Annotated in this window: 20 protein-coding genes; 13 read left to right on the top strand and 7 right to left on the bottom strand. The window is 38.0% G+C overall.

Annotated features, from left to right (window positions below; all coding sequences use genetic code 11):
• Positions 1-22 precede the first annotated feature (22 nt).
• Both AB1K81_RS09180 and AB1K81_RS09175 read right to left on the bottom strand, forming a co-directional pair.
• Positions 23-1,177: a hypothetical protein gene (locus tag AB1K81_RS09180; RefSeq protein WP_412976363.1), complete on the bottom strand. Its 1,155-nt coding sequence runs from the start codon at positions 1,175-1,177 to the stop codon at positions 23-25.
• Positions 1,170-1,763: a sigma-70 family RNA polymerase sigma factor gene (locus AB1K81_RS09175; protein WP_412976362.1), complete on the bottom strand. Its 594-nt coding sequence runs from the start codon at positions 1,761-1,763 to the stop codon at positions 1,170-1,172. The genes AB1K81_RS09180 and AB1K81_RS09175 overlap by 8 nt, the downstream gene beginning before the upstream one ends.
• A gap of 202 nt (positions 1,764-1,965) precedes the next feature.
• Here AB1K81_RS09175 and AB1K81_RS09170 point away from each other — a divergent pair, with 202 nt between their 5' ends.
• The 3 genes from AB1K81_RS09170 to AB1K81_RS09160 all read left to right on the top strand — a co-directional run bounded on the left by AB1K81_RS09170 (position 1,966) and on the right by AB1K81_RS09160 (position 4,795).
• Positions 1,966-3,660 (top strand): FAD-binding dehydrogenase, encoded by a 1,695-nt coding sequence (locus AB1K81_RS09170; protein ID WP_412976361.1) that lies wholly within the window; start codon positions 1,966-1,968, stop codon positions 3,658-3,660.
• Between the two features lie 49 nt (positions 3,661-3,709).
• Entirely contained in the window at positions 3,710-3,856 is a 147-nt protein-coding gene (locus tag AB1K81_RS09165) for a hypothetical protein (RefSeq protein ID WP_412976360.1), read from the top strand.
• Between the two features lie 186 nt (positions 3,857-4,042).
• Positions 4,043-4,795: a hypothetical protein gene (locus AB1K81_RS09160; RefSeq protein ID WP_412976359.1), complete on the top strand. Its 753-nt coding sequence runs from the start codon at positions 4,043-4,045 to the stop codon at positions 4,793-4,795.
• 345 nt (positions 4,796-5,140) lie between these two features.
• Here the strand turns inward: AB1K81_RS09160 and AB1K81_RS09155 are convergent, their stop codons facing one another.
• Complete coding sequence (locus tag AB1K81_RS09155; RefSeq protein WP_412976358.1) at positions 5,141-6,202, bottom strand: NAD(P)/FAD-dependent oxidoreductase; 1,062 nt, start codon at positions 6,200-6,202, stop codon at positions 5,141-5,143.
• 237 nt (positions 6,203-6,439) lie between these two features.
• Between AB1K81_RS09155 and AB1K81_RS09150 the strand changes: the two genes are divergently transcribed.
• Positions 6,440-7,210 (top strand): hypothetical protein, encoded by a 771-nt coding sequence (locus AB1K81_RS09150; RefSeq protein WP_412976357.1) that lies wholly within the window; start codon positions 6,440-6,442, stop codon positions 7,208-7,210.
• Between the two features lie 354 nt (positions 7,211-7,564).
• Here AB1K81_RS09150 and AB1K81_RS09145 read toward each other — a convergent pair whose 3' ends face one another.
• Together AB1K81_RS09145 and htpX are read right to left on the bottom strand one after the other, a co-directional pair.
• Positions 7,565-8,239: an SIMPL domain-containing protein gene (locus tag AB1K81_RS09145; protein ID WP_412976356.1), complete on the bottom strand. Its 675-nt coding sequence runs from the start codon at positions 8,237-8,239 to the stop codon at positions 7,565-7,567.
• Between the two features lie 126 nt (positions 8,240-8,365).
• Positions 8,366-9,241: a protease HtpX gene (gene htpX / locus AB1K81_RS09140; protein ID WP_412976355.1), complete on the bottom strand. Its 876-nt coding sequence runs from the start codon at positions 9,239-9,241 to the stop codon at positions 8,366-8,368.
• A gap of 141 nt (positions 9,242-9,382) precedes the next feature.
• Here htpX and AB1K81_RS09135 point away from each other — a divergent pair, with 141 nt between their 5' ends.
• The 4 genes from AB1K81_RS09135 (at position 9,383) to scpC (ending at position 12,472) form a co-directional block, all read left to right on the top strand.
• Positions 9,383-9,874: a PaaI family thioesterase gene (locus AB1K81_RS09135; RefSeq protein ID WP_412976354.1), complete on the top strand. Its 492-nt coding sequence runs from the start codon at positions 9,383-9,385 to the stop codon at positions 9,872-9,874.
• Positions 9,875-9,879: 5 nt separating this feature from the next.
• Complete coding sequence (locus AB1K81_RS09130; RefSeq protein ID WP_412976353.1) at positions 9,880-10,170, top strand: DUF3219 family protein; 291 nt, start codon at positions 9,880-9,882, stop codon at positions 10,168-10,170.
• 34 nt (positions 10,171-10,204) lie between these two features.
• Entirely contained in the window at positions 10,205-10,831 is a 627-nt protein-coding gene (locus AB1K81_RS09125) for a LytTR family DNA-binding domain-containing protein (RefSeq protein ID WP_412976352.1), read from the top strand.
• A gap of 123 nt (positions 10,832-10,954) precedes the next feature.
• Entirely contained in the window at positions 10,955-12,472 is a 1,518-nt protein-coding gene (gene scpC / locus AB1K81_RS09120; protein ID WP_412976351.1) for a succinyl-CoA:acetate CoA-transferase ScpC, read from the top strand.
• 218 nt (positions 12,473-12,690) lie between these two features.
• On the opposite strand, the gene AB1K81_RS09115 is transcribed toward scpC, so the two are convergent.
• Positions 12,691-14,130 carry a potassium/proton antiporter gene (locus AB1K81_RS09115; RefSeq protein WP_412976350.1) on the bottom strand — a complete coding sequence of 480 codons (1,440 nt, stop codon included), beginning with the start codon at positions 14,128-14,130 and terminating at the stop codon, positions 12,691-12,693.
• 159 nt (positions 14,131-14,289) lie between these two features.
• Between AB1K81_RS09115 and AB1K81_RS09110 the strand changes: the two genes are divergently transcribed.
• The gene (locus AB1K81_RS09110) at positions 14,290-16,224 is read left to right on the top strand and encodes an ATP-dependent DNA helicase (RefSeq protein WP_412976349.1); all 1,935 of its coding nucleotides are present in this window, start codon (positions 14,290-14,292) and stop codon (positions 16,222-16,224) included.
• Positions 16,225-16,346: 122 nt separating this feature from the next.
• On the opposite strand, the gene AB1K81_RS09105 is transcribed toward AB1K81_RS09110, so the two are convergent.
• Positions 16,347-16,964 (bottom strand): NUDIX hydrolase, encoded by a 618-nt coding sequence (locus AB1K81_RS09105; protein ID WP_412976348.1) that lies wholly within the window; start codon positions 16,962-16,964, stop codon positions 16,347-16,349.
• A gap of 195 nt (positions 16,965-17,159) precedes the next feature.
• Here AB1K81_RS09105 and AB1K81_RS09100 point away from each other — a divergent pair, with 195 nt between their 5' ends.
• From AB1K81_RS09100 to AB1K81_RS09085, 4 genes are all read left to right on the top strand, one after another.
• Complete coding sequence (locus AB1K81_RS09100; RefSeq protein ID WP_412976347.1) at positions 17,160-17,672, top strand: DUF3231 family protein; 513 nt, start codon at positions 17,160-17,162, stop codon at positions 17,670-17,672.
• Positions 17,673-17,849: 177 nt separating this feature from the next.
• Complete coding sequence (desA, locus tag AB1K81_RS09095) at positions 17,850-18,902, top strand: Delta(5) desaturase DesA (RefSeq protein ID WP_412976346.1); 1,053 nt, start codon at positions 17,850-17,852, stop codon at positions 18,900-18,902.
• 92 nt (positions 18,903-18,994) lie between these two features.
• Positions 18,995-20,128 (top strand): sensor histidine kinase, encoded by a 1,134-nt coding sequence (locus AB1K81_RS09090; RefSeq protein ID WP_412976345.1) that lies wholly within the window; start codon positions 18,995-18,997, stop codon positions 20,126-20,128.
• Positions 20,125-20,727: a response regulator gene (locus tag AB1K81_RS09085; protein ID WP_412976344.1), complete on the top strand. Its 603-nt coding sequence runs from the start codon at positions 20,125-20,127 to the stop codon at positions 20,725-20,727. The genes AB1K81_RS09090 and AB1K81_RS09085 overlap by 4 nt, the downstream gene beginning before the upstream one ends.
• Positions 20,728-20,767 lie beyond the last annotated feature (40 nt).

Genomic DNA, 20,767 nt, shown 5'->3' with positions numbered 1-20,767 from the left:
GTCGGGTTACGGATCTTCTTATTTATTGTATGGGCATCCAAGATACTTTCCAAACATCTAACTCTTTATCCCTATACAGTCTAAATCCAATGGTATGGTCCAATGTATACCGGATAATCACTTCGTCTTCGGTAAGGAAAATTTCCTCGTATCGTTCCAATTCTAACATCGCATTATAAAAATCTTCTGCTTGCTTTTCGGAATAATTAGCTTCTGCTAAGAAAGTATCTTTATCTGGGACGTAATGATTCTCTTTATTAAAGAAAAGCGCATACTCTACTTCCAAATCACCTTGGTATGTTGCATAGTGGTATAATTTAAAAATCTCGAAAGCAGTGAGACCTTTTAAATCGTTATCATGTAACGTTTCCTTATATTGTTCATACCGTTCCATCAAAGAATCCGATAATGCTATAGATTCATTGTGAACATTCATGGAGATACCAACCAATCCAGATGAGTCAGCTACTTTCAGATAAATGCTAGAACCATCTGGCGAATAATGGTACGTTAACTCGGAAACAAAAATGGAGATATCTTTTAGGTCCTCATTTCCTAGTAGAAAGGCGCTTCGAACAAATTCTTCATTGGAAATGTAGATTGGGATATCGTTATCTATATCTCCCTCTGCAATGGGAATCTGACTCCAAGATTCTTCGCTAGGTTCAAATGATAGTGGCGTATCATGAAGGAAACTACCGTTTAATTGGTACCCTTCAAAAGTAATAATCGTAGTATCGCCATCTTCCTCCACATTACGGACAGGGAAATTACTGTTATATTTAACAGTGTCAGGGTGGAAAACATTCCCACTAAACGCTTCATCATTCATGGAAGAGTTGCCTAATCCATCGTCTAAGCTTGAGACTTCTGATTCATATGCTCCAGCTTCGCCTTCTAAAGAATTTTTCTCAACAGCCATTTCCATGCTACTGTCAGCAGAATCATTATTAGTTAAAAATAAGTTTGTCTGATCATTGATGGTAACAATGAAAATAAGGAAGGCAGCTGCCAATACCGCAACGGTTAATAGGTTTGGATAGAAACGAAATACTTTCCTTTTTGGGCTAGAATCGAGTTGATCCAATTTATGTCGTATCGCTTTTTTGTCCTTTTCTGTAAAAGATGTTGGAATTTGTTCAAATTGTATTTTTGCTTCTTTCAATTGCTTATCCATGGCTAACACCACCTTTTTCAGAAGATAAGCATTCTTTCAGTTTCTCTCGACCTCGGTTTAGTCTGGTGCGCACGGTAGACTCTTTCAGATTCAATATCGCTCCAATTTCCTTTGTAGAGAAATCTTTAAAATAGAATAAAATAATAACTTCACGATATTTTATTGGTAAATTCATTACTGTTTGGAACAGCGCACTAGAACTATCTTTTTGCAGCGCCATTTCTTCTGGCGTTATTTCTTCTTTTATACTCGTATGAGAAGACGTGATTAATTTTTCCATTAACCGTTTATTCCTTGATTGCCAGCTTCGTAAATGATCCTTACATTTATTAATCGCAATCGAATAAATCCAGCTTTTCAAGGAAGAATTGCCTTGGAAAGAATGTAATTTTTGATAGATTGTCACAAAAACTTCTTGTGTGACATCATCGGTGTCTGCGGAATTTTTCATATATGCAAATACTAAGCGCTTTATTTCATCTCCATACGTATCCATAATTGTTTCAATGGCCTGGGCAGGGTTGGACTGCAGTTCCTTAATGCCCTCATTATCGTACGTCGGATGGAAAGCTTTCGAGTGGCCCACTCTATTTCCTCCTAACTTGCTATTCTTTTATAAGACGTAATCGTTGCACAATATGTTTCATCTCGGTACAAATTATTGTTATTTGTAGTCTACCATACTGTATGAGAAATGTAATTCTGTTTTAAATTTTCTAAAATTATTGTGGTAGCGCTTTCCAACGAATATACTAGATAGTAAAGAATTGCGTAACGGGGGGATTTAGATGAAATATGATGCAATAGTAGTTGGGGCAGGACTTGCAGGCTTAGTCGCAACCACTGAGCTTGCTGATGCAGGGAAAACAGTATTATTACTAGACCAAGAACCGGAAGCTTCTTTAGGTGGACAGGCTTGGTGGTCTTTCGGTGGGTTATTTTTAGTGGATTCACCAGAGCAACGTCGAATGGGGATAAAAGATTCTAAAGAATTAGCATGGCAGGATTGGCTTGGAACAGCAGGGTTCGACCGAGAAGAGGATGAGGATTATTGGGGAAAACAGTGGGCAAAAGCTTATGTTGACTTTGCGGCAGGTGAAAAAAGAGAGTGGCTAAGAAGTCTAGGCATTAAAATCTTTCCAGTTGTAGGCTGGGCAGAACGTGGTGGATATCTTGCTGATGGACACGGCAATTCAGTTCCGAGATTTCATATTGTTTGGGGAACCGGTCCGGGAGTTGTAGAGCCATTTGCTAATAAAGTACGTGAGTATATTAAAAAGGAAAATGTAACATATTTACCTAGACATCGTGTTGATCGCCTCATTCAGGAGGAGAATCGTGTAACTGGGGCAGGAGGGTCTATTTTGGAACCGAGTGATGTTGAAAGAGGTGAGGCAAGTTCTCGAGAAGTCATTGGTGAATTTGAATATTATGCCGAAGCTGTCATCGTAGCAAGTGGTGGAATTGGAGCGAATTTCGAATTAATCCGCAAAAATTGGCCAGAGCGGTTGGGTAATCCTCCTGAACGTATGATATCCGGAGTCCCTGCTCATGTGGATGGTCGGATGTTGGAAATTACTGAACGAGCAGGTGGCCGAATCGTAAACCGTGACAGGATGTGGCATTATACAGAAGGAATAAAAAACTGGAATCCCATTTGGCCAGCCCATGGGATTAGGATATTACCTGGTCCATCATCGATTTGGCTAGATGCAAAAGGAAATAGATTCCCATCTCCAAATTTCCCAGGCTTTGATACATTAGGAACGCTTGAAGCAATCAAGAAGACTGGTTATGATTACTCCTGGTTTATTTTGACCGAGAAAATCATTGAAAAAGAGTTTGCCTTATCTGGATCAGAACAAAATCCGGACTTAACCGAAAAGAGTATCCGCAAAATTTTACAACGAATTTTACCAGGACCACCAGCACCGGTAAAAGCGTTTATGGATCATGGTGAAGATTTTATTATTGCGGATAATATCCTTGATCTAGTAAAAGGTATGAATGAATTAACAGGGGAGAATTTATTAGATGCAACAGAAATAGAAAGTCAAATTATTGCAAGAGACCGTGAAATAGATAATACGTTTACAAAAGATCTCCAAGTTACAGCGCTTAGAGGTGCAAGAAATTATCGAGGAGATAAACTCATCCGAGTAGCACCACCGCATAAGATTTTAGACCCGAAAAATGGTCCATTAATCGCAGTTCGCTTAAATATTTTAAGTAGAAAAACGCTTGGAGGTTTGCAGACTGACTTATCTGCTCGAGTGCTGGATGAGGCAGGAAATCCACTCCCAGGTCTATACGCGGCGGGAGAAGTATCTGGTTTTGGTGGTGGTGGTGTACACGGCTACCGTTCCCTAGAAGGAACCTTCCTCGGCGGTTGTTTATTCTCCGGGAGAACGGCAGGAAGAAGCGTCGCAAAGTATTTAGAAGAGAGTAAGGATCAGGAAAGTAAAGAAAAGCTGAATGTATAAGTTATTCCTTTGTTCAAAAACTAAAGTGAAATAAGAAGGAGGGAATAGCTTGGTTAATAAAGAAAAAGAATTTAATAATATGTTTAAGGAAAATAAAAATCATGGTGAGCACCGTAATGGAAGAAAAAGTCAATATAAAAATAGCTCCGCACATGGTGGAGATAAGCCAGATGAGTACTTAAATCGAAAAGATTAATGAGGATCGAAAGGGCAATTCGCTAACGATAAGTGAATGCCCTTTTGTCATGTACTGGAAACAATTACCCACAACTACTATTATTTCTCGAAACTACAACAATTTACATGGATTTCTGTCCCGGTTTTTTCCACGTAAGCATAGGATAATGTAATGGAATGAAGGAGAAGGGAGAGAGGAAAAGCTTTGAGTCTATTTATGAACACACAAACACATCCAAATCTTTTTAAAAATAATGACCGGCTGTCAGAACCAAACCAATCTTATTATAAAAGTGACTATTTAAAGGAGTTATTAAGAGAGCAGGACAAAGTGAATCATTCCTTTCAAAAATCGATGAAGGATTTACGACGATCCTTACAAAGCCACCAAATAAGTGAGTCAAAACGATGGCAAGAAGTTTCAAAGAATCTGGAACTTATAAAGGAAAAGAATAAACAACACCAAATTTTTGAGAAACAAACGAGGGAGTGGATGATAATGTTAGAACGTAACAGTCAGGAACTTCATCGTATTGTGGAGGCTAATAGTACAATTAATGAAGATATTTTAAAGGAAATCAATCAAATTCATCAATCAAATGAGCAGATTATGCAGAAAATCATGAATGTTTATCAAGCAAATGAACAATTTTCCAACAAAATGGATGAACTGTCTGACCAACAAAAATCAATAGCAGAACAAGTTATGAAACAAGATGACAAGCAAAATAACGTAATAGACCGGTTAGAAAATCAAGAAGCATTAATGGAGAAATCATACCGCCAATTAAGTACATTACGATCTATATTGTTTGAAAGAACAAGCTTCGTTGCGGAAAAAATAGAAGAAAGCTATCAGCTAACCTCATCTGCTTTGTATAAATTTTTATCCGGAAGCGACAAACCACTAACATTACTTATGATGGATCAAAATCGGGAAAAGAAAAATAATGAGTAGAAGCGGAGAATAAGACATATTCTAAGGAATTTAAGGAAAAGGGGATTGGCTAAAAAAAGTATTTTTAGTCAAATGAATAACCGAATATAGTGCACCTGCCCCGCACCGGAAATATACTTGCGGTTACTTCCAGCACAAGTGCGATATCTGCTCGAAAGTACCTCGCAGTGTCTTCTTTGCCCCGGGTGCAGCTCCGAGGAATCTTACGTATGGAGCATCACTTGCAGACTAGATGGCATCAATGGGTCTCACCGATGCCTGCTTGCGTCTTCGTTTATTTCTGGTGCTAGTAAGGTGCAGTATTCGGCTGTATCAAGTTCTATTCTTTTAATCCTTGCAACATAATTAGTGGCGTTTATTTAACCATAATACACCTGATTTCACAAGTCTAGGAACTATTCCAGTCATAGGCTGCTTCATCATACTACCAAAGCCATCATTTTTACCAAGTGATCCTAAAGTTCCTTTTAAGCGAATTTCTTTTGGCTGTTTCGGTTCTTTGTTTCGTAAAATACAATGTAACACTGCCGCTGTCTGTTCCCCTTGAATACCAGCTAGCTGTGCACTTGGCGAATGAATAGAAGAAGCACAGTCACCAATTACATATACATTTGGCTCTTCTGGTACTTGGAAAAGGTCGTTCACTACAATCTTTTCGTGTTGGTCCTTTTGGAAGGGTAATTCTCTTACGACCCTATTAGGACGAACACCAGCCGTCCAAATCGTTACATCATTGACATAACAAACCCCGTTGTTACAAACCCCATCTTTTTCTACATATTCTACATTTGCGTGATGTAATACTTCTACATCATTTTTATTAAACCAATCGGCAACATATCCTTGAATTCTTGGGTCAAATGCTCTTAAGACAGAGCCTCCGCGATCAAGTAAACGGATATTTAGATCTTCTCTACTTTCACGTATTTCGGAAGCTACCTCTATTCCACTTAAGCCTGCACCAACAATCGTAACTTTTCCATTTGCTTTTAAGTTTCCGACTGCAAGTCCAGCTTTTCGGGCTTTCGAAAAAGTTTGTACACTCTCTGTATAACGATCTGCCCCTTCAATACCGTGATAGTTATCTTCACACCCCAATGCGACAACTAAATAATCATACGAAACTACTTCTCTAATATCCTGGAACACGATTTGGTTGTTTTCTACATCAATTTTTTCCACTTCGGCAAACACATATTGGATACGGTCATCTTTCGGGAAATCAACTCGCACGTCTCGATCAGCAACTGTGCCAGCTGCAATTGTATAGAATTCTGTTTTTAATGATTGGTATGGATTGCGATCGACAATTGTTAACGTTACATCTTCTGGTAAGCCTTTATCAAGCAAACCTAATGCAACCTTGATGCCTCCATAGCCACCACCTAGTATTACTAAATTTCTCATTGTTTTACCCCCATCCCCTGCTAGAAATCAGAATGCTAGTATTTTGGGTTTTATATCCGGAAACGCTTTCCATCTTTAAGAGTATCAAAGAAATGCCTGTTAGACTAGTAGAAATACTAAAGACTTTGAAAAAAACAGACCAAAACATCCGAAAGTTTTATTCATGTATTTTCATTTTTTGGAAATAGTAACTAATGATTTTATGAAAAATAAAGAATACTGAAAGGAAGATAACAAATGAAAAATAAATTCATATTAATCATGGTAGCTCTTATTATAGCCGGATCATGGCAGGTTTCCACCGTGTTTGGGGAAAAACAGGACGAGGCTTGGTTCGACTTTTTCAAAAAGGATGAGGAAAAAGTGGAGCAGAAACATGAGGAACATAAAGGTCTACATAAACATGAAGCTTGGATTAAATATAAAGCGAAAGAATTAGGAATTGAAGCTGATGGTAAAGATCTTCATGTCTTGGCTAAAGAAGTAAAAGAAGCAAAACTACTGAAAAAGGCTGAGGAATTAGGGATTGAAACGGAGGGCAAGGACTTAGCCAATCTCGCAAAAGAAATTCATCATAAAAAAGTAATGAAAGAAGCGGAGAAGCTAGGGGTTGATACAGAAGGAAAAGATTCTAAGCAATTAGCAGAAGAAGTCATGGAAGTTAAGCTTCAGAAGAAAGCGGAAGAATTAGGAATCGGTACAGAGGGAAAAGAGAAGGAAGAATTACTGGAGGAAGTAAAAACTGCTATATTGGAAAACGAAGCAAAAGCCTATAACGTGGATACAGATGGGAAAGAGGAACATGAAATTGTCATGGAAATCCATGAGGCAAAAATTTATGAAGCGGCTGAAAAATTAGGAATCGATACAGAAGGAAAAAATCCGGAAGATATTCTAAATGAAATCTTTAACGATTATGTAGGCAAAGCGAAGGAGTTAAAAGTATTTCCTTTTGAAGATAATAAAGATAAGTTTTATTTGGAACATTATATGGAAGATAGGGATTAAGAGGTTGGGCAATAACTAGGTAGTACAGATGTAAAGCCGAGTAATGCACATTAACAGCACCGGAAATATACGGAGACTCCTGCGGGAGGAAAGGCAACGGTGAGACCCCAAGTATGCACCTGCGTCTGCTAGTAATGCTACGCAGCAGGTTTCCTCGGTGCAAGGCTACAGAGAAGATTATTCAAGTAGTAGCCTGGCTCTCCAGCCGCCCGCGGCAAAGAAGACACTGCGAGGTCTTTTCGAGCAGATGTCGCACTTGTGCTGGAAGTGAAAGCGTAGTATATTTCCGGTGCGTGGTAGGTGCACTATATTCGGTTATTCGTTTGACTAAAATACTTTTGCCCAGCCAATTTTTTAATAGTTAAATGTTGCCTCAACAGATGCTCGAATTTGATTTTGGCCTGCTTCAATTGGTGTAGTGACGGCACTTTCCGTGGATACTCCTAAAACATATGGTCTAGGGGGTTCAGGTGTTAAATTAGATAACTCTTTTAAACGTGCAGGTACGTCTGGGACTATAACTCCAAGTGTCGATGCTGCAGTATCGGCTTTGGCTTTCGCATTTTGAATCGCCTTTTCGAATGCTTGATGGTAATATCGATCTGGATTGGAAATCGTAAGATCAATATTTCGTACTGTGTTTGCCCCGCTATCCACAGCTATATCCACAATTTCCCCGACTGATTGTATATTTTCTATTTTGATTGTAAGTATACTAGTTATCCGATATCCCCGAAATACTTGTTGCCCATTTTGAAAATCGTATTGGATATCGACTCGGTAATCCGTCGTTTGGATGTTTTCACGAGAAACGCCACTATTTACGATTGCATTGATAACGTTAGTAGAATCTTGTGCATTCTTTTGTTGTGCTTGCTGAAGATTGTTATCCTCTGTAATAACCCCTAAGGTGACGATTGCCTGGTCGGGTCTTGCTAAGACGACACCTTCTCCAAACACCTTAATCACTTTGTCACTTTCTCTTACCGGAACTTGCCCTCGGTTGAACAGATTAGGATAATAGTACATATTTTCACCTCTTTTAGGTTAACTATATGTTTCTAGTTGGATAAAAGTGTAAAAATAGACTCATAAATATAGTAATTGATAAATAAAAAGGAAATGCCCCCCTAAAATGAGCATTTCCATTGTTTATTATACTAATCGTTTAATTCTTTCATCTAAATCCGGGTGTGTAGAGAATAGTGATGATTTACGTTTGTTGTTAATTTTTAATGTTGCAATGGATGTATCATCTTCACCCTTAATGCGGCTTGTGTAAGCTTTTAAGCTTTCTAGCGCATGACGCATTTTATCTTTACCTGCTAAATCAGCACCACCACGGTCTGCATGGTATTCACGATGTCTAGAGTACGCAAATACGACAATGCTTCCTAGAATAGAGAAGACAATTTGGAACACGATAATGGCAATGAAATGTACGATTGGAGCAAGCTCTTCTTTTACAAAGCGGGATGCAACAAACGCCACAATACGAGATAAGAACACAACAAATGTATTCACAATACCTTGTAGAAGTGTCATCGTTACCATGTCACCATTTGCGATATGGGCAACCTCGTGGGCAATAACGCCTTCAACTGCATCGTCATCCATTTCTTGTAGTAAACCAGTAGAAACGGCAACTAAAGAACGTTTTCTAGATGGACCAGTAGCAAAAGCATTCACTTCAGGAGATTGATAGATGCCAACCTCAGGCATATGCATTAAGCCAGCAGCTCTTGATAAACGGTGTACTTTTTCCACAACTGCTTTTTCATATTCGTTCATTGGACCATTTGGATCAATGACTTTAACGCCCATCATTTTCTTAGCCATCCAGCGGGACATACCTAGAGAAATGAAGGAACCTGTAAAACCAATTACTGCACTAAAGATAAGAAGAGTTCCTAATTGAAGTGTTCCATCACTACCAATATAGCTTCCAATTGGTAAAATGCTAAAAATTATACTGATTGTCAGTAAAACTAGTACGTTAGTTAGTAAGAAATAAAAAATTCTCTTTCCCATATTCTCACCTTTCTATTTGAAATTTTAAAATTGTATTCACAACAGTATTACATATATTATATAGGCAAACACAGTTGTTGTCATCTTTGGAATCAATATATGAAACGATAAGACAAGTTATTCAGAAAGGGGAAAAAGTTTATGATGGAAAAGGTTATCCACGCAATTCAAGATGAATATGCAGATGATTATGCTTGGTGCTATGGGTGTGGACGGTTAAATCAAGAAGGGCTACAGCTTCGAACTGGTTGGGACGGAGAAAGGACGATCACGATTTATACTCCTCTTAAAGAGCAAACGGCAATACCTGGATTTGTTTATGGTGGACTCATTGCTTCACTAATTGATTGCCACGGGACAGGTTCAGCTTCACTTGCATTACACCGTAAAAATGGGTATGAACCTGGAGATGGAATAGAGCCTCCTCGCTTTGTTACGGCCTCCTTAAAGGTAGACTTTGTAAAACCTACTCCACATGGTGTACCATTAAAGGCAATTGGCATAATAGAAGAAATTCATCCGAAAAAATGGAAAGTCACTACGGAAGTTTATGCAGCGGACAATTGTTGTGCAAAGGGCGAAGTAATTGCAGTTATTATGCCGAATACATTTCTTAAAAATGAAGAGGGGTGAGCAGCATGAAAAATACCATCTGGATTAACGAACTTAAGATTAACCCTGACAGTGTGGATGTGTCGAAGGTGGAAGTAAATGGAAAGGCTTTAACCGTTGTAAAGCTAGATTTTAAAGTAACACATGAGGATTACCATGATGTTACCGTTGAATTATATAAAAATGATTTTCTAGTTAAAGTTCCATCAGAAAGGCTAGAATTTCATGCGGAGATTCAGCATTATTCTACTTCTGTTACGAATTTATACGAAGAAAATGCGGTAGGCGATTTTAGTTTAACATTAATAGAAAAATAAATGGTTAATCGATTCAACTAGGGGGCTAAGTCAGATGGAGATTTTAGACATAATCGGGGAGCTTTTTTCAGATGAAATATCGATTGCCGTTTCCAATGGACAAGAATACGTTTATTATCGACCTAGTAAGCGGATAGATTTGAAAATTAGTCCAGGAGATCCGGTTAAAGAAGGAACGATTGCCCATAAAGCATTTGTAACGAATCAAAAAGTATCGGAATTCATTGACCGTAATGTATTTGGAGTGCCTTATCATGGAATGGCCGTACCGTTTCATGAAAATGGTAAAGTCGCTGGATGTGTACTTGCAATTTATCCTACATACACCGATGGAAAGTCCGTTATAACCTTGAAATCTCATGACGGATGGAAGCCAATTCCGTTTCAAGAAGTCTATTATTTAGAAGTAAAGGATAGAAAAACCCATGTTTATGCAAAACAGTTTTCCGGGACACATAAAAATACGTTACAAGAATTTGAATATAACCTTCCTAGAGATATGTTTATCCGTTGTCATCGTTCCTTTATTGTAAATGTCCATTATATAAGGGAGATATTTCCAGATACACATTCTACTTTCTTACTAGAAATAGAAAATGGCGATAGTATACCGGTCAGTCAATCCTATTCTAGTTATTTTAGGAAAATGCTAGGATTCTAAAATATGCTGTTTTAGAATCCTATTTTTCTGCTTTAAACAAAATTTTAGTTATTCCACCAAAATTCCCCGAATTCTGAATTTAATGCGTTAAAATATTTGAAAACGCTTTAATGGGGGTTCGGTATGGAGAAATTTCAAGAAAGAATTAAAAATCCTCGCTTGTTAGAACGGGTGGTCTCGGCTGAAGAAGCGGCCTCTTGGATACAAGATGGTATGACATTAGGGTTAAGCGGATTTACCCGTGCTGGAGACGTTAAAGCAGTGCCTATGGCATTAGTAAAACGTGCTAAAGTGGGCGAAAAGTTCAAAGTGAATGTATTCACTGGTGCTTCACTTGGGTCTGATGTGGATAAATTGTTTGCAGAAGTTGGAATCATTAATAAACGTCTTCCTTTCCAAGCTGACCCAACCATGAGGAAAAAGATAAATGCTGGGGAGCATTTGTTTGTTGATCATCATCTATCACACACGGCAGAATTGCTTCGAGGGAATGTAATTGAGCAAGTGGATTACGCAATTTTAGAAGCAATTTCAATTACGGAAGATGGTATGATTATACCCACTACTTCGATTGGAAATTCGATGGCATTTACGGAAAATGCGAAGTCGATTATTGTGGAGATTAATCTTGCACAATCCGAACTACTAGAAGGCCTGCACGATTTGTACAGCCCAGGTAAACAGGGAGATCGAGATCCAATTCCGTTAACAAGGGCAAATGACCGAATTGGAACAATAGGTATTCCTATAGATAGTAGCAAAATAAAAGGTATCGTATTTACGAATCAACTAGACTCGCCATCAACGATCGTTCCACCAGACGAAGAAACACAAATCATGGCCAACTACTTACTGGACTTTCTGCGTAAAGAAATAGCTGCAGGTCGTTTAACCGAAAAGTTAGCACCACTACAATCTGGTATAGGCTCTGTAGCGAATGCGGTATTACATGGCATGGTTGAATCCGAATTTAAGCATTTGGAAGTGTATTCGGAAGTGCTACAAGACGCTGTGTTCGATTTAATTGATGCTGGAAAGGTAGACTTTGCATCTTGTTGTTCTATTACATTATCAGAAGAAAAGATGCATCAAGTATATAATGACTTCGAAAAATATCGTGACAAGTTGATTATGCGTCCACAAGAAATTTCCAATCATCCAGAAATTATTAGACGTCTCGGACTCATTTCCATCAACACAGCACTAGAATTTGATATTTATGGGAACGTAAACTCGACACATGTATCTGGTACGAAAATGATGAATGGTATTGGTGGCTCAGGTGATTTTGCCCGTAATGCCAGACTAGCAATCTTTGTTACGAAATCCATTGCAAAGGGCGGAGACATTTCAAGTGTTGTTCCGTTTGTATCCCACGTGGATCATACAGAACATGATGTTGATGTAGTTGTTACAGAGCAAGGATATGCAGATTTACGTGGTCTTGCTCCACGTGAACGTGTACCGTTAATCATTGAAAACTGTGCACATCCAATGTATCGCGCACAGCTTTGGCAGTATTACGAGGAAGCACTAGAACGGGGTGGGCAGACCCCACATGTGCTTGAAAAAGCATTCTCATGGCATGAAAACTATGCGAAACACGGATCCATGCTTGAAAAAGGAACAGTAACAAAATAGTTTGATAGAAAAAGGGGCAGGATAATTGGCTACCTTGAAAGTAGCCAATTATAAGTTAAAAAGCAATCTTGTGGGCAGCTTGATTGCTTACATAAGGGGTTTGTTTCATATAGAACGAAAAAACCGATTTTCTTTCTGGGGAGAGAGAAAATCGGTTTTTAATTCTGTATGCTTTTAAAAAGCATCTGAGGGGTAAGGGAATATCAAGAATATATACCTTATTTCCCAACCAAAACCTCCTTCGCCTTTGGCCTACTTTCCTTATCACTAAGGACATACACTGTATCGCCTTTTTGGATAACCGTATCTCCAGTAGGTGTGATAAGTTTATTATCCCGCGTAACGCCAATAATCAACGTATCCTTTGGTAATGAAAGAGCATGCAGTGAAACACCGTTCGCAGGACTTCCCTTTACAATCGTCATTTTCATGATTTCAGACTCTGTCGTTCCAAGATTGATCAATTCAATACTAGGAGCTGTTTCCTCCTGATCATGATCAAGTCCAAGCTTTTTCGCAAGCCAAGAAAGTGTACCACCTTGAATAAGTGCAGAGAAGAAAACGACGAAGAAAACAGCATTAAAAATCAATTCACTGTTCTCTATCCCTGCAATAATTGGATATGTACCTAGAACGATTGGCACAGCACCTTTTAACCCAGCCCAAGAAATGAAAACTTTTTCTTTTAAGTCATATTTCATAAACAGCATACTAATAAATATAGCCACCGGACGAGCAACAAACATTAAAATTAATGCAAGCAGTATTCCTTGCCATATAACAGATACTAGCTGGTTAGGGAATACTAGTAGTCCGAGTAATGTAAACATGACAATCTGCATCATCCATGCAAATCCTTCATTAAAACGGGTAATGGTAAAGCGATAGGTTAAATCACTATTTCCAACGAATACAGCCATCACGTAAACAGCAAGTAACCCACTACCACCTAAAGAATCTGTTAGTGCATACGTAAAGATAGCAGATCCCATCGCAAGAACCGGATATAACCCAGACGTATCGAGTTTAATGTTGTTGATTACGGAAACTGTCAGCTTTCCAAAGATTAAACCGAGAACTAATCCTAACCCCATTTGAAGGAAGAAACTACCTACAGCAAGCCAAATAGAAGCATCAGGTGTCTGTATGATTTCAATTAGTGCCACAGTTAAAAACACAGCCATCGGGTCGTTTGATCCAGACTCTGCTTCTAGTGTTGCCGTTAAACGCTTTTTGAAGTTCGTATTTCCTAATACGGAAAATACGGCAGCAGCATCTGTGGAACCAACAATGGCTCCAAACAGCATGCCTTCTAATAAAGAGAGATTAAAAATATACATAGCAGCAAAGCCTGTTATAACTGTAGTGAGTAGCACACCAAATGTAGCTAGAACACTTGCTGGTCCAATAATTGGTCTAATGCTGGTCCACTTCGTCTGTGTACCACCATCAAATAAGATAACAATTAATGCCATAATCCCAATTAATTGTGTTAGTTTAACATCATCAAAATAGAAATAATTATTTAGAAGCATTCCAGCGATAAGAAACAGAATTAGTGCAGGTAAACCAAGACGAGAAGAGAATTTAGTGGCTAAAACACCGATGATTAACATGGCGGAAAATAAAAAGATTAACGTATCAATACTTAAGTCCATATGATTCCTCCGATGCATAGGTACTATATTTATGATAAACAATTTTTGATAAAAAATAAATTATAAGCAACTTTTTATAGGATAATTGTTATTTCGAGAATACTATCCGCCGACATGGTACAATATGATTCATGATAAACCGTAAAGAGGGACGTAAATATGACGAAAATTAATGCACTACCATTCACTATTTCGAAAACGGAGAATTTCTTTGACCGTCTAGGAGATTATGTTGGAGATGTTTTCTATGATATTTTACCAGAACAAGGTTATGAATTACGGGATGAACAAATTTATATGGCTTTTCAATTGGAACAAGCATTTAAGAAAAAGACAACTATCTTTGCGGAAGCGGGAGTTGGAACCGGAAAAACCTTTGTTTATTTATTATATGCTATATGTTATGCAAGATATAAAGGAATCCCTGCAATCATTTCCTGTGCCGATGAAACACTTATTGAGCAGCTTGTGAAAAAAGGCGGAGATATTGAAAAGCTTGAAAAAGCACTTGGTCTTGAAGTGGATGTAAGACTTGCAAAGGCCAGGGAAAATTATGTTTGTGCTAGAAAATTAGATCGTATCGTAGAAATAACAGAAAACGAGGATATCATCCGAGTTCATGATGAAATTCCTGAATTTGTTTATGACTACACTTCTTCCAAGAAAACCTTTGAGCGATATGGTGATAGGAAGGAATATCCGTGGGTATCTGATGAAACGTGGGAGAAAATTGCTTGGGATCCTTTGCAGCAATGTTCAACATGTGAGTTAAGACACCGCAGTGGTCAAACATTAAACAGGGAATACTACAGACATGCTAAAGATTTAATTATCTGTTCTCATGACTTTTATATGGAACATGTATGGACGAAAGAATCACGTAAACGTGAAGGGCAAATTCCGTTATTACCAGAAGCATGTACGGTCATTTTTGATGAGGGACATCTGTTAGAGTTTGCAGCGCAAAAAGGGTTAACCTATCGCTTCCATTCAGAGACATTACATAATGTTCTAACTGGATATATGGGGCAGGACGTGCGAGAAGAGTCACTGTATTTAATTGAGGATATTTTAACCTTGCATGAAGATTGGTTTGACCTACTGAGTGATGTGGCAAAAGGCGTAGTCGGCTCTAATCGAAAAGAAATAGAACTGTCCGAAAGTATGTTGAGTATCGCTTCAAAACTATTTGATAAAGTGGAAAAACTTCTAGACCAGCTCGTGTTTGATTCCGAGATGTTTACGATAGATGAATATCACCTTAAAATTATTGAGGAGTATTTAGAATTCTATCATTACGGGTTATCCATCTTTTTAAAAGAAGATGAAGGGATCTTTTGGATAGAGGAGACGCCGGATACAACAACACTTGTCATGATGCCTCGATTAGTGGAAGAAGTGTTGAAGAAAGAAGTGTTTTCAAAGGATATTCCATTTATATTTTCATCTGCAACACTTTCACAAGGTGGAGACTTTTCTTATTTAGCTAATAGCTTAGGGATAGACTCCTATGAGTCGTTTTCTGTTGATTCACCATTCGATTATGCCGAGCAAATGAAGCTCTATGGCCATATTGAAGAAACAAAAGAAGATAAATGGCATACGATACAAAAGCAAATGGAACAAAATACAGGGAGTAGTCTCGTGTTATTTTCAAATGTAGAAGAAATGGATGAATTCAGAAGTTGGGCTAACGGGAGGTCATGGCCGTTTGACATGTATTTTGAAGGAGAACAGGAAATTAGTGTAACGGTAAAAGCTTTCCAGGAAAACAAACAATCCGTTCTATGTGCATATCATTTATGGGAAGGTTTAGACATTCCAGGTGAAGCATTAACAAAAGTCATTATCGCTTCTTTACCGTTTCCGCCTAAAGATCCAGTGTTCAAGGCAAAAAGAAAACATGCACTAGACCCAGAAAAAGAAGTCGATGGTCCATATATGTTACTGCGCCTTCGCCAGGGAATTGGTCGGCTAATCCGGACAAGCGATGATTATGGTTCTGTACATATATGGATGAAAAAAGAAGAAAGAGAGAAATATGAAGAGGTAATCAATGGAGTAGTTCCAGTTGCGATGCGCTGGAATTCTTGAGGTAACTCTCCAAGTTATTGAAAATTACCTGAAGGAAAGTTAAAACGATAGAGAAAAACCCCACCTATTTGTATGTGTTGACAGGTGGGGTTTAGGTTTTAACTGATGTAAAAAAACTAAATTTAGTCTTCTAACAAATATAAAAAGTGACTCAATATCTTCGCTGTTAATCCCCAAATTACTTTATCTTCATAACGATAAAATAACTCTTCAAAATGCCTCGTCTGCCAGTTATATTTTTCTCCACCTACGATTAGGTCAAAGGGGAAGTTATCTTCTGGGATTACCTCTATGTTCACTTTGTAGGATTCAGGTGTCGTTTGTCGAAGGTGGGAAATTGGAACATAAAACACTTCCCCCACTTCAGCCTCGTTTGGTCTAATAGTATTAATGTCAGAAATCCTGCCTACATAAGGATAAATGATTCTCCCCATGTCAGCGACAACATAGTCGATAGGAGTTACATCTGTTATCTGATTAAAATGAATCCCCAACTCTTCTGTAGTTTCCCTTATAGCACAGTCCATAGGTGTCGAATCATCTGGATCAATCCGCCCGCCAGGAAAGCAGATATCCCCAGGCTGTCGACGTAAATTCATCGAACGAACTTCGAATAATAAGTGTGCTTGATTATTTTTTTCAACAAGCGGAATGAGAACAGCAGATTGTTTAAAATTCTCTCTTCCCATAATACCAGGCTCCTTATAGGCCAATTGATTTAATATATCTTGGATATTCATGCTTTCCCCTCCAGTACTTTGTTCTTTTCATCATTATACTAATTTATGGTCATAGAAAACCAATGATATTCATCTTTTCCAATGGAATAAGGGATAAAGGAAGTAAATAAATTTATGTTTTTTTTCTATGAGAATAGACAACCTAAGGAAGTAAGGAAGGTGGTACAATACATGAATATAATAAGGAGGATGACAATGGGAATTTTAAGTGGAAATCCACAAGACGAACCAATGCATTATGGAGAAGTATATGGTGCATGGGTTGCGGTTAGTACATGTAAAGCCATGATTGTGGCGTATCAAACATTACTAAACCATGCGGGTGACGAAGATTTAAGAAAACTATTACAAGAAGCGATTGAGCTTGGAAAACAGGAATCAGCTAGTATTGAGCAACTACTAAAGGACAATGGAGTCGGATTACCGCCTACGCCTCCGGAACGCCCGAATGCGGATTTAGAATCTATTCCTACGGGTGCTCGTTTTATGGACAATGAAATTGCTGCCAAAATGTCAGCAGATGTTGCTGCAGGATTAGTAGCTGCTAGTACGATGATTGGTCAATCCATACGTGAAGATATTGCGACACTCTTTGGAACTATTCATACCCAAAAAGCAACGTTTTGTGCAAAACTACTTCGATTGAATAAAGAAAAAGGCTGGCTCGTACCGCCACCATTGCAACCATCGAGTGGGAATGAAGAATAGTTAAAGCATAGAAAGTGATGAAAAAAGGTGGTGATGAAAATCATCGCCTTTTCATTTATGCTTGGCGATTTTTAAAACATGACACTTGTCATATAAAATTACTGACGGATATGACTTATAAAATGATGCCTTTACACCTATTATGATAATAATCTAAGAAAAATTGGGAGGCACATGATGAGTAAAGAAAAACAAGCGCAATTAAGAAAAAGTGTTACACCATTTGCAAAGTCCGATACAAAGGCAAGTATTATTCAAATTCTAAACACGATTATTCCATTTTTTCTTCTTTGGTTCCTAGCATATCAAAGTCTTTCCATATCGATTTGGCTAACAATTGCTCTAACCATAGTTGCAGCAGGATTTGTCGTACGCACCTTTATCATTTTCCACGACTGTACCCATATGTCCTTCTTCAAGAATAAAAAGGCAAACCGTATTGTCGGAACAATTGCCGGTATTATAACCCACTTTGCTTTCGAAAAATGGAAATGGAGTCACTCCATCCATCATGCAACAAGTAGTAATTTAGATAAACGCGGAATCGGTGATGTTTGGGTTATGACGGTGGATGAGTATTTAGAAGCATCCGTTTGGAAAAGAATCTCCTATCGTCTTTACAGAAATCCAATCGTCATGTTTGGACTTGGGCCGCTTTATCTATTCTTAATCTCCAATAGATTTAATCGTAAAGGTGCCAAGCGTAAAGAACGGTTCAATACGTACTTAATTAATTTTTCCATTGCTGCAATTTATGCCCTGTTAATCTGGGCGGTAGGTTGGCAAGCGTTCTTAATTATTCAATTACCGATTCTGTTTATCGCAGGAGCCGCGGGTATTTGGCTGTTTTACGTTCAACATCAGTTTGAAGATTCCTATTTTGAAAATGAAGAGGAATGGGATTATGTAAAAGCTGCTGTAGACGGAAGCTCTTATTATAAACTTCCGAAAGTAATCGAATGGTTAACAGGTAGTATCGGTTATCATCATGTCCATCATTTGAGCCCGAGAGTACCGAATTATAATTTAGAAAAAGCCCATGTATCGACGCCTCCATTACAGAAAGCAACGACCATTACGTTAGCGACTAGCTTAAAATCGATACGTTTTCGTTTGTATGATGAAAGAAGTAAAACTTTTGTTAGCTTTAAAGAAATTAAAGATCAAGTAAAAGCACAGAAGTCTAACCTGCAGTTATCTACTAGACGTACTAGTGTGGAAGAAAAATAATGTTAGAAAAGCCCTTTTATTCCAAATGAAAGGGTTTTTGTGCTACAAGTAATCTGCTATACTCAGGGGAATAGAACATAGGAGGGAAAGAAATGCAAAAATGGTACCAAATTATATACAAGAATACAGGACTTAGCATTTATATGTGGATAGTATTTTGTATTCTACCCTTCTATTTCATCATTCGGTACTCCACACCGGTCGGAATTTTAGTTGGAGTAATCATGGTAGCTTTGTTTTTTACTGCTTATCGAGTATCGTTTATAAAGAAAGGCTGGACCGTGTATCTTTCTATTGCGATTGAGATGGCAATTAGCATTGGAATGACAATATCGTTTGGATTTGTTTACTTTTCCCTATTCCTTGCATTTTTTATAGGGAATATACAAAATAAAGCAGGCTTTATTACGTTATATGTTGTTCATCTAGTCACCACTGTTTCAGCAACCATCCTAGGATTTATTATTCAAAGCCAAATTTTCTTTTCACAATTACCGTTTATTATTATAAGTCTTATTGGCGTCATACTCGTTCCAGTTAATATGTTTTATCGGATTAAAGGGGAAAAGCTGGAAGGCCAGTTAGAGGATGCAAATGAACGAATTTCCCAATTGATGGTGTTAGAAGAAAGACAGCGTATTGCTCGGGATTTACATGATACGTTAGGGCAGAAACTTTCCTTAATTGGTTTGAAAAGTGATTTGGCAGGAAAACTACTATACAAGTACCCTGATAAGGTGCATAAAGAGATTCTCGATATTCATCAAACAGCGAGAACCGCGCTAAAAGAAGTGAGAGAAATGGTATCTGATATGCGTAGTACGAGGTTAGTAGATGAAGTAAGACATGTTCAACAAGTGCTAGAGGCGGCGGAAATGGAATACACTCTAGAAGGTGATCCAAAGCTTCAACATACACCATTATTAGTAGAAGGTGTACTAAGCATGTGTTTAAAAGAAGCAGTAACGAACGTTGTAAAGCATAGCAATGCCAAGTCCTGCAAAGTCATTATTGACCAGTCGCCAAGTGAGGTTTGTATTATTGTACATGATAGTGGTATTGGAATGAAGGATATAACAACTTTACACGGAAATGGGTTACGTGGTATGAAAGAACGATTAGATTTTGTAAACGGAACATTGGAAATCGATAATCATAACGGTACTATCCTTTCTATAAAGGTGCCCAATGTTATTCAAGCTCAATCAGAGGTGAGGTTATCATGATTCGAATAGTTATTGCAGAGGATCAACAGATGCTACTCGGAGCATTAGGGTCTTTACTAGACTTAGAGAATGATATGGAAGTAGTGGGAAAAGCCAAAAATGGGGCAGAGGCGCTTGAATTAGTAAAGCAGTTTGACCCAGACATTTGTATGATGGATATTGAAATGCCTTTAAAGAGTGGTCTAGATGTAGCGGAGGAATTAAAGGATGCATCATGTAAAATCATTATCCTAACCACTTTCGCAAGAGCAGGGTATTTTGAACGTGCACGAAATGCAAATGTAAGTGGATATTTATTAAAGGATAGCCCGAGTGAAGAATTAGCACACTCCATCCGTGTCATTATGGAAGGGAGAAAAATTTACTCTCCTGAGTTAATCGATATTGCATTTGAAAAAGAGGAAAACCCACTATCAGAGCGGGAAGATCAAGTCATTCATTTAATCGCAGAAGGTAAGAATACAGAAGAAATAGCAAAGCAACTCTATCTTTCAAAAGGAACTGTCCGAAATTATGTTTCCATAATCCTAGATAAATTAGAAGTTAGCAATCGAATTGAAGCTATTTCCCGGTTTAGGGAAAAGGGTTGGTTTAAATAAATTTAGTAAAGAGACTGGGACATAACAAAATAGTACAGAT

Source organism: Ornithinibacillus jepli (genome assembly GCF_047228935.1).
Classification (GTDB): domain Bacteria; phylum Bacillota; class Bacilli; order Bacillales; family Amphibacillaceae; genus Ornithinibacillus.
The sequence above is the reverse complement of the archived record's forward strand: the minus strand, read 5'-3'. Positions and strand labels throughout refer to the sequence as shown.